Source organism: Colwellia sp. BRX9-1 (assembly GCF_014077195.1).
Taxonomy (GTDB): Bacteria; Pseudomonadota; Gammaproteobacteria; order Enterobacterales; family Alteromonadaceae; genus Colwellia_A.
In genome coordinates this window covers 144,588-159,369 of sequence record NZ_JACGVM010000006.1, presented here as the reverse complement: position 1 = coordinate 159,369, position 14,782 = coordinate 144,588, and the positions used below count along the sequence as shown (strand labels likewise).

Below are 14,782 nucleotides of genomic sequence, written 5' to 3'. Positions count from 1 at the left end.
GACTATTTAACAACCTACTCTTACCTATCCCCTGTCGACTAAAATCTAAACTGACTCTCCAGCTCACTTACACCTAAGCCACTGCATTTTTTAACTTTTATTTGCACAGGAATACGTTCTTTAAGCGTATCTACATGACTTATAACACCAATCATTTTACCACTAGCATTTAAACTGTCTAACGCATCAAGTGCTACTTCGAGTGTATCGTTATCAAGTGTGCCAAAACCTTCATCAAGAAAAAGAGAGTCGATACTGGTTTTGGCGCTGACCAAATCAGACAAAGCTAACGCCAACGCCAAACTCACTAAAAAACTCTCACCGCCAGAAAGTGTTTTGGTGTCCCGTACGCTATCAGCTTGCCATGTATCAAGGACTTCAAGAGTTAATGCCTCAGATTGTTGACACTTAAGTTGATAGCGAGCATGTAAGCGCTCGAGCTGTTGATTCGCTAAATAGACGAGATGAGCAAGCGTTAGCCCTTGAGCAAACTTTCTAAATTTTGCGCCATCTGCCGAACCAATTAAGCCGTTTAAATGAGCTAAATCATCGACATCTTTTTGTAAAGCCGTTATTTTTTCAAGTAAACCTTGTTGTTGTTGGCGTTGAATATCGTCTTGTTTTAATGTTTGCCCTAATTGTCCTAGTTTTATCTGCGCTTGTTTCAACTGCTCTTTACATGCTGCCAATTTTTCCGTGATCGCCAAGGTGCTAAAATCATTCACACCTGCTTGTTGAATCGCAACTTGATCAATAGTCAATTGTTGAAGTTGTTGCTGATATTGTTCGAGTAGTGTTTGTGAACGCTGTTTTTCAAGGGTAATACTGTCTGACACTTGCTGAAACACATCTTGTTTATCAGGAGGTAATAACGCATTGATAAAATCAACTTCTTGCGAAAAATCACTTTTAGATAAGGCGTTTTGCCACGCTGAAGTCAATAATTCAACTTCTTCATTCAGCTGTGTTAATTGCTGTTCAGCGCTTTTTAAAAGACCTTGTTGGTGTTGGTGCGTTTGCATGCATTGCTGAAAAGTTTGTTGTAATTTATCAAGCTCATCAGCTACCGCATTTCGCTTAGTGGTGATATCCACTCTGACTTGGCTAATGGTTTTTTCTTCAAAAAGAGTAAAGCGTTGCTGTTGAGCTTGTTTTAGTTCACTGACAACTTGCCCGTGAGTTTGACTAACTTGCGCGTGGTCGTCATTGAGGCCATTGTGGTGTATTTGTGCAACAGCCAACTGTTGCTTTAACCCTGTAATGACCTGCAAGAACTGTTCTTGTTGTTGCAACGTCTGTTGATAGTGTTTTACTTGTTCGCTTATTTCAGTAAACCAAGTAGAAAAAATTTCATTACTGGTTAGCGTTTCAGTGTTTTCGTTAAACAACGCTGCAAATGATATGCTACTTTGCTCGGTATTTACCTGCTTGGCGATGGCGGTAATATCGGCTTTAAAAGCAGTAAGCCCTTCGGCCTTAATTTTTTGCTTTTGTGTGAGAAGAACCGTTAATTGTTGCAAACTTATTTGGACATTTTCTTGATTATTTATCAGCAGTAAAGCTTGGTTTTCAAGCGTTGATTTATCTTTTTCAGCAGCGACTAATTGCTGCTGGCACTGATGTAAATGTTGTTCAGCCTTTTGAAGCCTAACGTTTGTGTTAACAAAATTTTCTAGCTTATTTTCTCGCTCGCCAATAAAAGACTCAATAAAGGCCAAATCTGCTATTGGACAATCTAGATCGAGTGGCTGTGCTTTTGAGTGCCATTGACTGAATAAAACTTGTTGCTCTGTTAATTTTTCTTCTTGTTGTTTATCGGCAACGCCAAGTTCCGCCTTAAGCTGAGCTTGTATTTCTGCTTGAGCCTTGCCTTGCTGCTCTAATTGTTTTAATTGTTGCGTTAACTGCTCAAACCTTTGCTGGTACTCAGACGATTCCCCCTCGGCTAATGATGAATATTCGTCAATAGCTGGATGCTCATTTGAACCACATAATGGACACGCTTGCTCGGGCTGAAGATTTTTACGATGTTCATTTAACGATAAAATAGTTTTTTGTTGATCGACAATAAGCATGACATCATCACGCCTTATCTGCACTTGTCGATATTGGTTTCTTAATTCAAGTACTTGTTCAGAAACGCGTTGATATTGCTGTTTTTTTTCTGCGTTATCGGCACTAGCATTAGCGACTTCGTTTGATAAAAAGTTAAAGCGACGAGCGCTTTCAAGGGCAGTTATTTGCTCAGCAATTTGCCCTTGTCGTTGTTGTATCTTGTTTTGTAAAGCTGATCGATCATTCATCGACACTTGCGCTAGGACGTCGGCTATTTCTTGTTGATATTGTTCAAATCGCTCAATAAGACCATCTTGCACACTTTGCTGTTTATTGATCAAATTTTGCTGGGTTTCTTGTTGAACATTTAATTGTTGACGTTGTAAATGTAAGCTTTTTTGGTCACTCAGGATTTGCTGTACTTCATCTTCAGTGAGCGATAAATATTGATACTGACTTTGCCATAATGGCAGCTTCTCGGGCAAAAGTTTCAATATCTGATTATTGCTAATAAAGCCTTCATTTTTAATAAACTGTACTTGATGTTGTTCTTGCTCGTTAGCTAACTTGTCACAATTATTTTTTGATAATTGTTGAGCACTAGCTAACTCAACTAATTTATTGGCTGATTCTTCTTTTTGTTTAACCCAATGAAAGATTTTGTTATCCAGGGGGAGCACTTCTTCAATGATCAGATTTTCAATGCGTTGATCGGCTAAATATTGAATGCCCTGCTCTTTCGTTAAGGCTTCATAGGCTTGCTGAGCGATAGTTGTTTGCTGTTCGATATTTTTACAACTAATTAAAAGTTCATTGTTACTGACCACTAATGATTTTTGTAATTGTATTTTTTGCTGATGTTGCTCGAAAACAGGTCGCAATTTCTCAGCCGGCTTAGCTAAAGCCAATAAGCGTAAGTCATCTTCGGCGTCGCGCTCTTTTTGTGCTACACACTCAAGTTGGTTGTTAACCACATTAATACTGTTATGGTTTTCAAGCGACTTTTGTTGCCAAAGATGTGCTTTTTGCCACAAATCATGTTCAGTGGTCACTCGTTGTTCATCATCACCAAGCGTTGCAAGTTGTTGAGTCAACGTGGTTAATTCTTCTGCCGATAATATAACGGTACCTTGACTCTGTGCTTGTAATATTTTTAAGTCGTTACTGGCATTTTTATGGTTCAGATAGACTTGCTGTGAAACCTGCCCATAAATTTCAGTACCGGTTAACTCTTCTAAAAGTTCAGCTCGTTCGTTGCTGGGGGCATTTAAAAAAGCGGCAAACTGTCCCTGTGAAAGCATCATAGATTTGGTAAAACGAGAAAAGTCTAAACCGGTTAAACTGGCTATTTCATTGCGCACTTGCGAGACTTTTGTTGCTATTATTTGATCATTATCTGCTGTCGACATTGAAATTTCAGCAAGTTCTGCAATCGGTTTCTGTAAATTCCCTTCAACACTATTTTTAGCGCGTCGTTGACTCCAAAAGGCTCGGTAAGCTTTACCTTTCACTTCAAATTCAACTTCAGCTAAACAACTCGCCGTATGGCGGGTCATTAATTGGTTTTGCTTATCTGAAATATTTAAACGGGGTGTTTGATGGTAGAGCGCCAAACAAATAGCATCTAATATGGTGGTTTTTCCAGCGCCTGTTGGTCCTGTAATGGCGAACAAGCCACTATTGTCAAAAGGTGCTTGGCTAAAATCAATTTTCCACGCACCTTTAAGTGAGTTGATATTTTCAAATCGTAAACTTAATATTCTCACTTAGTTTCACCTGCAACTTGAGATTTTTCACTGTGTTTTTCGCCTGTGGTATTTTGCTGTTGCACTTGCTCTAGCGTTTGCGCAAACATTTTTTCAAGTCGATTTTTTTGGTTTATCTCTGTGTCTGTTTGCCAATTTTCTTGCTGTAATCGCGTTGAGAACACCTCGGCTAAAGATAATTCATTTAAGGTAATTTTCTTTTGGCTTTCAGGCATCGACTGCCTAGATGTTTTACTGCGTCGCACCAACAAGACCTCTACCGGTAGTTCTTTGACAAGCGCTTCAATGCGAGGGGTTAAATCTTGTAAATATTCAGCACTGTTAATCTCAATATCAAGCCAAATTTTTTGTTCTTTCTCTAATGAGGTCTTCGAACTATTGAGCTCGCTAACCAGCTTATTGATATCTTCACTGAGCTGTTCTAATTTACTTTTTACCATCAATAAAGGTTGAAAACAGGGAATATCTTGTTCAATAACCTGACTCAGTTTTGCTTGTTCAAATTCTGCGATTAAGACTTTTTTAGTTTGACTTGCTTCATCAAAGCTTAAGGCTATTGGCGATCCGCAATAACGAATATGCTCAGATTTAGCAACCCGTTGACTGCGATGGATATGGCCAAGCGCTATGTAATCAGCTTGCGGAAAAGCATTGGCAGGGAAAGCTTCCAAGGTGCCAATATAAATATCGCGCACCGACTCACTACTGGTCACACCAACGGTGGTTAGATGCCCAGTGGCAATAACCGGTAATTTTTTTTCATCATTTACTGAAGAAATAACTTCTGCTTGGGTAAATAGTGTTTGATAGTGTTCACTAATCGCTTGCTGCAATGACTGTTGTTTATCTTTAACAGATTGCCCCGCACTGCTGCTAATAATATCGCGCGGGCGGATAAAAGGAATAGCACACAATATCGCCCCTGGTTGACCTTGTTTATTGTTAAGCGTAATGACTTGCTGATTTATCTTATCGCTAACACTGGTGATCACCTGACATGATAGATGTGACAATAACTGCTTCGACTCACCAAGCATGGCAACAGAGTCATGGTTACCGGCCAGAATGATTAATTGGCAGTTTTTTTCATGCATATTAACAATAAAATCAAAATACATTTCTCGGGCATAGCTAGGTGGCGTGCCGGTATCAAAAATATCACCCGCAACAATCACTGCATCAATGTCATGTTCACTAACTTGTGTGAGTAACCAATTTAAAAATTTTTGATGCTCTGCAGCACGACTTTTACCGTAAAAATTTTGGCCTAGATGCCAGTCAGAAGTATGGAGAATACGAAATTTCATAAAGTTATCTTAAGGTTTTAAACCTAGGTGTGAGTTATTTTTCATGGGTTTTTATGGTTTTTTTCTTACCGACAAAGCGAGTATAAAGTTGCTGGTGAGCTAGCTTTGAAAAAGTATCGGTGCGTGTATCATAAGCCTTTATCCAATCGATTAGCATAGCTAAATTATCATCCTGAGCTTGCTTTGATGGATATTTATGCGCTTCCCACGGACGATTTTCAGCATGGGTAATGCATGTATTAATCGTTATATCTAAGTAGATAATTTCGTTAGCAAACGCTTTCTTGTTAACGTTGTCATGGTCTACTGCATTATTATTAATCAGTAGCTCTAGTAAGTCACTGTAGCATCCTTCTATTACCCAATTTTCATGTTGTTGAGTAAATGTGTCAATTGCAATGGCTGAATCTGACAGGCATTTTCTTTGCGGTGGAGATGTTGCCAGCCAGGCGAGCGTATCAAGATCTAAATGTGCTAAGCCTTGTTTTGCCGCTATTTTTTTAGCTAAAGTCGACTTACCTGCTGCAGCATTGCCAAAAATAAGGATTTTTTGCAAGTAGCTCACCTTTTGTCATATTATTATCAAAGGTAGTGTACCTGAACCGATGATAAAAAATTAGCGTTTTAATGCAAAAAAAACAAGTTGATAGCGTTTATCCTTACTAACAACTAGCCATGATTTAAATGCGAATAAAGCTTAAGACTATAGGCTTAGGCCAATAACAAAGGTTATCTGCTTAACTTGATTCGTAGCAAACAAGTGCCTGAATAAAAAGAGCGGTACTCTCGTATCGCCCTTTATCGACTTGCTTAAATATGACTACTTAAATGACTAAAAGCGATACGAAGCATTTAAGAAAAAGCTACGTCCATATAAATCATATCCCGATGAAGTCACCATGTTGCCACGGTTCGAGCCAGCAGTTAAATCAACTAACTCTGGCGCTTTATCAAAGACATTTTTCATACCTGCTGTCACTAAAAAGTCATCACCGGTATAAGTGACTGATGTATTAACATAAACCGCACTATCGGCAGAACAAACAGGCACCGTTTGCGGCTTACCAACTAAGTCTTCATTTTTAATAAAGACATCACATTTAGCCGTATCTCTGACATCATCAGCTGATTGAGTACCCGACATATAATTTGCCATGATCATCCAGTTCCATTCATCCATTGAAAAATTCAAGGTTGACACTAAACGATGCTCTGGCGTACCAAAATCTTCTAACAAGTCCTCAGATGATTCGCCTTTGAATATAGTGACTTCTCGTTCAGTTTGTAAGGTATATTGGTTGTCCCATGTCATTCTTACATTATCAAAGTTAGTCACGAACCGTGTATTAACATCAACACCTTTCGAGGTCTCTTCACCAATATTAATAAACGAGGTATCAATTAAATTTGGAAAATTAATCACGGGTGCATTACCACTGTTTCTTGAAATACGAGGGCAAAATGAGCTTTCCATATTAGGAGAGTCAAAACAACGCTTTAAAATAGTCGCCGCACTAATTGTTCGAATGGTATCTTCAACGACTAAGCTGAAGTAAGTAACCCCAAAGTTAAACTCGTAATCCCCTTCAAACACCGGTGTCCACTTAAATGTTGCCGTAATATTTTCTGATGTTTCAGGTTTTAGGTCTTTAGCATTACCGCTTGAAGAGGTTGGGATACTGGGTACGCCACTCAAACCAATTTGAGTAAAGTCAGCACCTTGAGCACTACAGTTATCTAAAATTGTTTGTGAGCGATTTTCTTTAGAGGCATCATATTGGCTATTTGTCGTTAAAGATTCAGAGACCATACAAGGATCAGCACTACCACTTACACCTCCAAATTGGTTAGCAAGAAATTGCTCTCGTAAATTTGGTGCTCGAAAAGAGGTACCATACGAAGTGCTAAATAGTAAAGTTTCAGAAGGCTTGTAGGTAACACGTGCACGATTGGTTAATTCACTGCCAAAGTTAGACTCATCGGTATAACGAAGTGCCGCTTCAACTTCAAATAAATTTGCCCAGTTTTGATCGACCGCAATCGGTAATGATATCTCCGCAAAAACATCACTCACATCACGAGAGCCAACGGTTGCTCCTTCTGTTAAAGGATTCTCTGCCGCGACTAACCCTGTTGAACCTAGCATATCACCCGCAGAATCTATGCGATCTTTTCTGTACTCAAGTCCCATGGCAACGGTTGCAGCCGCACCTTTTTCAAAGTCAAAGACGTCACCGGTAACAAAACCTGAGAGCATTGATTGCTGAACAGTTGTTGTATTAATACGCGTACCGATTAAAAAGTCTTTTTCTGCTTGTGTAGCGAATGTACCACCACCGTAGCTACCGCCATTAAAGATAGATTCTGCAAAAAAGTCGACAGGAACACATTCATTGGCAGTAATAAAACCAATACCAGCTGGGGCATTAATACCACAAATAGGGTTACCGGCATTGTCTAGACGCAATGTCCCTAAACTTAATGCTAGGTTAGTTTCATTCATTACGGGTTGAGTTTGATCACCAACACCGCGGTCGTATGAAACAAACACCTCATAACTCCAGCCCTTATTAGATAGCCAGTCACTGGTAAAGTCACCACGTAAACCAGTAACAAAGCGGAAGTGATTTAATTCAACCTCTCGTTTTTGTGGTAAGTCTTCTAAAGTCATGATGTGAGAAACATCATAATCTGGAAATGGGTTTAGTGGGTTATCAACTAAATTCAATGAGCCATCGGGGTTAGTAACTAAATTACCATTAGCATCTTCATGGGGGATATTAGCAGCTATTGTTGGATAAATTTGTTCAGTAGAAGCTAAGCTGGTTAGGTTACGATGGAAATAATAGCCTTCGTAAAATATTTCTTCATCACCACCAAAAAAATCAGGTGAGTAGCTACCATTTACCGCCAGAGTAAAACGAGTTACTGGTTGAATTAAATCGGCTTCCATACGGTCAACAGCATCAGAATGTGCCGGTGAGTATATACGGCGGTTAAATTGATCTGAACTGGTAATATCAATGTTAGGATCATTTGGAATGGGTAAACCAAAAGCCGAACTAAAACCCGGAATACCAACATCAGATGAGCCAGGGGTGGTAAAAAAACCAATACCTGATGGATGCGGATAGGTCATCACTGGCGCGTTTGGATCATCAGCATTGTAACCGGTAATATCTAAGATAGAATTATCCCAAAAGCGGCTTGAGCACACCGAGGTTCTTTTGCCGTTGTCGTCTTCAAATATTTTACGAATACAATCGGTACGGTCTTTTACGGCGATGCGATCGCGCTCATAATAAGATGCAGAGAGGGTGAATTTTGATTTTTTACCTTCAAAACCAGTAATAAATGAGAAATCTTTTGTAGCGCCCCCACCGTGTTGCGTATCAGAAATATTTGCTGAAACTTCAAAACCATCAAAACTTTCTTTGAGAATAATATTAATAACACCCGCAACAGCATCGGCGCCGTAGATAGATGAAGCTCCTTCGGTGATCACTTCAATACGCTGCACCATATTAACCGGGATCAAACTTAAATCAGGTTGTGATGGAGCACCTCGCACACCTGATGAGCCCAATCGTCGACCATTAATAAGAATAAGAGTTCGCTCTGGGCCTAAACCACGTAAACCAACATTAGATGAACCGACACCACCACTTGGCGGTGCCTCTGATGCATTAGAGCCACCAGAGTTAGAGTTATATGAACCATCAAATTGTTGACCATTTGCCATTGATGTATTTTGTAATAAATCAGCGACTGTTCTAACGCCAGCTTTCATTGCATCTTCAGCCGTGATGACATGGATAGGTGAAGCATTTGAAAATTCTGCTTTTTTTAAGCGTGAACCCGTAACGGAAATTCGTTCAACTTCTTTTTCTGCGCCAACTTCTTCAGCAAAAACAGGCATTGATAACATTGAAGTAGATACACCAGCAAGCAGTGCGTATTTGATAGCTTTCGCTATTGGGGATGCTTTTGTCATAATATTATCCTTTAGTTAATTATATTTATTTTTATAATTATTCAGCTAATTCCTTAACACTGATCACTCAAGTACAACTTCGTAATATCCTTAACTAAACGTAACTTAAGTTAAACTGAACAAACTAACATTAGCCTAAACGTATAGAATTCATACCAAAAATAGTAAACAAATTTAAAAGGTTTACTTTTTCTGTAAACTTTTAGCAACACATTGATAAATAAAGTCACTCTAAAAATGAGTTGTAATTTAATTGATAGCTTCACCACTGATTTATATTAAAAATTCACGGGTAAAGTTTTAATAAATCATTAAAGAAATTCTTATATCTAACTGATCTCTATCTAGTTACTTTAAGATGTTAACTTTTTATTTTTTCTCTTAATAATATTTTATTGAAAACAAACTTGACTGATTATTCCCCAAGCGTTATGTATAGTTAAAACAATAAAAGAAAATAATATAATGAAAATTATTCCTTTGCTGCTTATGCCAGCTTTTTTAATCAATTGTGCTTACGCGACCTCTATTTTTAATAGCGACATTGAGAACTTAATTGCCACATTAAAGGCGCCCACCCCAGTTATTTCAGACTTGAAGCAACTAACGGATGAAATAGGCGCTCGCTTAACAGGTACTCAGGCAAATAAAAAATCGGTTAACTGGGCGCTGAAAAAATTTCATGAAGCGGGTGTTACCGCTAAAAAAGAAAGTTTTACTATGCCAAGAGCTTGGTCTGAGAAAACGATTAGCGCTAAAGTATTTAATAGCCAAATAAATTTTTCACCTCGTATTGTTGCTATGCCTTTTACTAAAAAAACCCATTATCGAGGCCTGAGCGCTAAAATCGTCAATCTGAATAAAGGTAGCGTGGCAGATTTTGAAAAAATGAATATTGACCATTACTTAGCAGATAAGTGGCTACTTATTGAAACCGATATTTTGGATGATGAACGCGGCATCTCAGGCCTTTTTCAAGAGTATAACAATGCGGTCATCATCGAAGAACAAGCGTTAGCGGTCAAAGCCACAGGTATTATTTATATGTCTTCTCGGCCAAAAAACCTCTTGTACCGCCACTTACCTAGCTCAGGGGTTGATAATAAATTAGCCATTGTTGTTATGGAAAGGGAAAGTGCCCTTCGCACTCAACGCCTACTGAACTCAGGTGAATCACTAAAATTAACAGCGAAAATAAATATATTAGGTGAAAAGCCTTATCAAGCTAATAATGTTGTTGCTGAAATAAAAGGTGACACCTATCCCGATGAGATTGTCTTAATTGGTGCTCATATTGATTCTTTTGATTTGGGTACTGGCGCTCTTGATAATGGCGCTAATGTTAGTCTAGTGATAGATCTTGCTCGTCAAATCACTAAGCTTGCTATAACACCTAAGCGTACTATTCGCTTTCTACTCTTTAACGGCGAAGAACAAGGTATGTACGGTTCTTGGGGGTACACTCAAACACATAGAGACGAGTTAGATAATCATGTCTTAGCCGCAACCATAGACATTGGCACCGGTGCTATTACTGGTTTTTTTATTAATGGTCGTGAAGAAATTAGAGCAACCATCGACAGTGTTTTGCATCCCGACACTGAATTGGGTTCATTTAGCCAAATAATCGATCCGGTTGTTGGCACTGACAATTATGACTTTATGATGCAAGGTATCGCAAACCTTGTGGCTAACCAAGCAGACGCTAACTATGCATCTAATTATCATGCTCAATCAGATACCTTTGAAAAAGTAGACCAACAACAATTAAAATTGAACGCCGCTATTATGGGGGCAACTATTTTAGGTATTGCTAACCTTGACCAGATCCCTTGGCAACGTCAAACCTCAGAGCAAGTGGTAAAAATGGTTGAGAAATATAACCTTGAACAAGCGATGAAAACCTTTGGTTTACAACAAAGCTGGCAAGAAAACAAACGTGGTATTCAACACTAAAAGCTCGTCAACTTGTTTTAAATACTTTTCGCCGCTCGATAGCAATATCTAGCGGTTTTTTGTTGATAGAGGAAAAAAACTCATTCTACGACAGTAGAAAGCGGCTATATCGATGATATTGTCTCTTATCAAGGAAGGGGATAAATACTCATCTATTTAGTTATTAACTTGATAAGTGGCCAAGTACTTTACTACAAGCTAAAACTTCTTTATCTACTCTAGCGTGCTTTAAGCGCCTTTTTCTAAAATAAAGGTCGTTTTTTTATTAATATTATCTATACTCCATCAAAATGTTATTAATGGAGTAATAATATGAAAAGAATGCCAACTGCTCTGGTAAAAACTTGGTTATTTCTGCTTAAAAGTAAAGACCCCAAACTCGCAAGACAAAAATTCATTGCTTATCAAAAAATCAAAAAATCATTCGGCAGTGCTGACCTAGCACAGTTATATCTTGAACAAGATAGGGATAATGACATCGAAGTCGTTATTATTTAAACAAAAAAAATGAGCAGGTGCTAACACCAACTCACTTTTTATCAAGCCTGATATATTTATTTGAATATTTACATTTGTTTATCAAGCCGAACAGAGCCATTTTCCAAATAAATGAGGCGGATAGCGTCATTACGTTGAAAAATCATTCTTGAGTCTAAGTATTGTATGACCATAAACTCCTTACCCTGGTCAGTTTTTATCATTAATTCAACTAAATGAAGCGTCTTACGGTGGTATTGTGGGTTTTTATTATTGGCCATAGAACCGCCTAATAAAGCACCAAGGACAGTAGCAACATCTCGGCCACTACCACTACCAAATTGATTGCCAACCGCACCACCAATAAGCGCACCACCAAAAACTTTCCAGCCTTTGTCTTTATCTTCGATAAGTTCTACTTCAGTAATATTTCTAACCGATTGTACTTTTCCAAAGAGAACTTTTTCGACAGGTACGGCTTTATTTCTGTCATATTGCGCATTCACTACTGGACTTAATAAAATCGTTAATAGGCACAAACAAGAAAATAGCTTTGTTTTCATGATCTCCCCCTAAATATTGAATATCAGCTCTTACCAACCCACTGATGCTTTAACTTTAGTTTTGCGAATTTCAGTTTCGTCAGCCCATTCAACTAAGCCACTTTCTAAATCCATTAAACGTAGTGTAAATTTATAATAGACATCAGACTTGTCTTTGTTAGATTTTACAATACTTGATAAGTTCCCATAAAGCATATACTCAGCGCCAACTTGCTTACCAAATTGCACAGCTTTATTGGTGTCAACCATACCACTGTCTTGTTGAAATTTTATTTGTTCACGAGCCGCTTCTACTCGCGCCATATCAACAAAGCGAAACTTGCCTGAACGTAGTAACTTTGTGGAAATTGAATCAGTAATTGATTCAGTATCAATATGTTCGCTGGTTTTATTTTTTAGGCGCTCAACGAACATGATCGGACGTTTATTTTGCGTTAACGTACCTACAACTGGCGACAATAATAGCGAGTCAGTCATTTCTCCAGCAACTTTTTGTAAGTCAGTAGAGCCAAAGTTAATATCGGTCGTCTCAACCGCTGTCGCATCACCGTAGCGAACAACTGACTTTTGTGCACAACCCGCCACAAGGGTAATAGCTAAACCAACAGTAGTAGCAATCATTAATTTTTTCATAAGTACTTCCTTAATATATAACGTAATAAATTTTAATATTTAATATCTATAAGCTTTTTCTGGGATTTCTCTCACGTAAACAGTGAACGAAGCAACCTGTTCATTCGGTGCGAGTCCACTTAAGCTTGTTGACTGAAAACCATGTAATTCAAGTGGCTTCCAGGGTGTTTTTCGTGATTCAATCACAAATCCTTGCGCATCAAACCAGTTAAAGTGGTATTGCAATTTCAATGACTTTTTATAGGTACTGTTAAGCTGTAGATTTATTTCTAGTAAACCATTGGTTTTTCTTGATTTTACATCAATAATTTTTAGCTGTTGTGCTAATTTAGGGTTATGGACCTCTAAATGCTTCGAAAACTCATCACCTTGTGTCATCGCACTGGTACCGATACCCGAGGTTATTGGCGCAGCGCAACCCAGAAAAAATATTGAGCTGAACACGGTAATAGCTGAAATTCTTATAAAATAATGCATATTTTTATCCTTACAAATTTATAGTTTGATAACCGGTAAAGTTACCCAGAGCGGTAAAATTAATGAGCGTCGTTCTATTTTCTGCTACGTCAATGTCAACGAGCTGCTTTTTACCTGCATATGAAATCGTCAATTTTTTCTGACCTACCGCAACATTATCCAACCTCATTATTTGCACATTATCGGGCAAACTTGACCAACTGCGAGTATCGGCTTTTTCTGAAGCAATATTATAAAGGCTGGCTAAAATATTACCGACATCACCACCCGACTTGCTCAAATTCTGACGTATCTGCTCTTTGGCGACTAAACGTATCGCTTGTCTTGTTACCAAACCCGGCAATTTTTCTTTTAAGTCTTTGCTTGCTAAAGACTGAAGCCTGACAATTTCTTGCGAAAGGTAACTTTTTTCATCAATACTGATACTCAAAGGTATTAATGCCGGTAAGCGCCCTCGATAAACAGGTAAAGCAAAAGTGAAAAATTTAAAATCTGAGCGAGTATTAAAGATAGGTAAATTTAAACTTGCCTCTTCTTTTGCACTAACAATTCCTTGTTCAAAAATAACAACTATTTGACCTGTTTTTATTTTATTTTGCCCTTGATAGCGACCAAACCTTTGCTCAAAGCGGGCAAGTTCTTCATTCATATTTAGCTTATTAGCTAATCGCAAGACATCTTGTTGCACAAACGTATTATTGGGATATATTTCTAGCGCTCGCTTATAGTCAATATAGGCATCATCAAACTTTTTAGCTGTTTCATACAATAAACCCGAAAGATAAAAAGTATAAGCATTTTGAAAACTGTTTTTTAGATCACCAATTAAGTTATCCATTGATGGGAAGTTCTCATATAATTTATTACTGTTGATGCCTTTTTCGGCCATTTCTTCTTCAGCTTTGTAGAGTTCAGCTTGATTAGTTTTTAATGCACGTTCTTGCACTAAATTAGCTCTGCGCACTTCAACCAAAGCGCCCTCTAAACTGCCTTGATATAAATAATTTAGCGCTTGATAAGAATGCAACATACCCTGCTCGTATGAAGGTATTTCATAGCCAATAGCATTGTCATTAGTCACCACCGCACTGACTTTTTTCAAGCCACTGCTTATTTGTATTTTCGCTGCTTGCTCTTCAGCCTGCACTTGTTGGTAGGCTAATTCAAAACTTTTTTGACTCGCCAGCCAATCATGAGAAAGAAACTGTAAACGGGCTTTTTCTAGTTGGCTCAAGCCATAATTATTATGCTGGCGATTAACCGAGATAACTGATGTTGTCGCAACAACGAAATCACCTCTTAACTGAGCTGAACGAGATTCTTGCATCTGTTGACTGTAACCAAAAAACAAATCACTCATGCCTATAGATGTACAGCCAACAAGCGTCGCTACTGAAAACATAAGACAAAATTTTATTAATAACTGTTTACACATAAAATTTTCAAGTAACCCTTAATGATGAAGACATTATAACACTTTACTAGCTAAGCCTGCGCTTGATTCGCTAGATGTAAAATTAATACGAAACAGCCCAATAGGCAATACAATAATTG

10 protein-coding genes are annotated in these 14,782 nt (G+C 38.1%); 2 read left to right on the top strand and 8 right to left on the bottom strand.

Annotated elements, in window-relative coordinates:
• Window positions 1-38: 38 nt before the first annotated feature.
• The 4 genes from H4J76_RS20155 to H4J76_RS08240 all read right to left on the bottom strand — a co-directional run bounded on the left by H4J76_RS20155 (window position 39) and on the right by H4J76_RS08240 (window position 9,122).
• A complete protein-coding gene (locus H4J76_RS20155; RefSeq protein ID WP_182230402.1) occupies window positions 39-3,821 on the bottom strand; it encodes an AAA family ATPase in 3,783 nt (1,260 codons plus the stop codon).
• Window positions 3,818-5,128, bottom strand: a complete 1,311-nt coding sequence (gene sbcD / locus H4J76_RS08250; RefSeq protein WP_182230401.1) for an exonuclease subunit SbcD — start codon at window positions 5,126-5,128, stop codon at window positions 3,818-3,820. Before sbcD ends, H4J76_RS20155 begins: the two co-directional genes overlap by 4 nt.
• A 34-nt stretch (window positions 5,129-5,162) precedes the next feature.
• Window positions 5,163-5,684, bottom strand: a complete 522-nt coding sequence (locus H4J76_RS08245; RefSeq protein WP_182214319.1) for a shikimate kinase — start codon at window positions 5,682-5,684, stop codon at window positions 5,163-5,165.
• Between the two features lie 276 nt (window positions 5,685-5,960).
• A complete protein-coding gene (locus tag H4J76_RS08240; RefSeq protein ID WP_182230400.1) occupies window positions 5,961-9,122 on the bottom strand; it encodes a TonB-dependent receptor domain-containing protein in 3,162 nt (1,053 codons plus the stop codon).
• Between the two features lie 465 nt (window positions 9,123-9,587).
• On the opposite strand from H4J76_RS08240, the gene H4J76_RS08235 reads away from it, so the two are divergent.
• The gene (locus H4J76_RS08235; RefSeq protein WP_182230399.1) at window positions 9,588-11,078 is read left to right on the top strand and encodes a M28 family peptidase; all 1,491 of its coding nucleotides are present in this window, start codon (window positions 9,588-9,590) and stop codon (window positions 11,076-11,078) included.
• 312 nt (window positions 11,079-11,390) lie between these two features.
• A complete protein-coding gene (locus H4J76_RS08230) occupies window positions 11,391-11,576 on the top strand; it encodes a hypothetical protein (RefSeq protein WP_182214313.1) in 186 nt (61 codons plus the stop codon).
• A 68-nt stretch (window positions 11,577-11,644) separates the two neighbouring features.
• Here the strand turns inward: H4J76_RS08230 and H4J76_RS08225 are convergent, their stop codons facing one another.
• The 4 genes from H4J76_RS08225 to H4J76_RS08210 are packed head-to-tail and all read right to left on the bottom strand — an operon-like array spanning window position 11,645 to window position 14,630.
• Window positions 11,645-12,118 carry a glycine zipper 2TM domain-containing protein gene (locus tag H4J76_RS08225; protein WP_182222154.1) on the bottom strand — a complete coding sequence of 158 codons (474 nt, stop codon included), beginning with the start codon at window positions 12,116-12,118 and terminating at the stop codon, window positions 11,645-11,647.
• A gap of 30 nt (window positions 12,119-12,148) precedes the next feature.
• Window positions 12,149-12,751 carry a penicillin-binding protein activator LpoB gene (lpoB, locus tag H4J76_RS08220; protein ID WP_070376678.1) on the bottom strand — a complete coding sequence of 201 codons (603 nt, stop codon included), beginning with the start codon at window positions 12,749-12,751 and terminating at the stop codon, window positions 12,149-12,151.
• 39 nt (window positions 12,752-12,790) lie between these two features.
• A complete protein-coding gene (locus tag H4J76_RS08215) occupies window positions 12,791-13,228 on the bottom strand; it encodes a YcfL family protein (RefSeq protein WP_182203657.1) in 438 nt (145 codons plus the stop codon).
• A gap of 10 nt (window positions 13,229-13,238) precedes the next feature.
• Window positions 13,239-14,630, bottom strand: coding sequence for a COG3014 family protein (locus H4J76_RS08210; protein WP_220466010.1), 1,392 nt, complete (start codon window positions 14,628-14,630; stop codon window positions 13,239-13,241).
• Window positions 14,631-14,782: the final 152 nt, after the last annotated feature.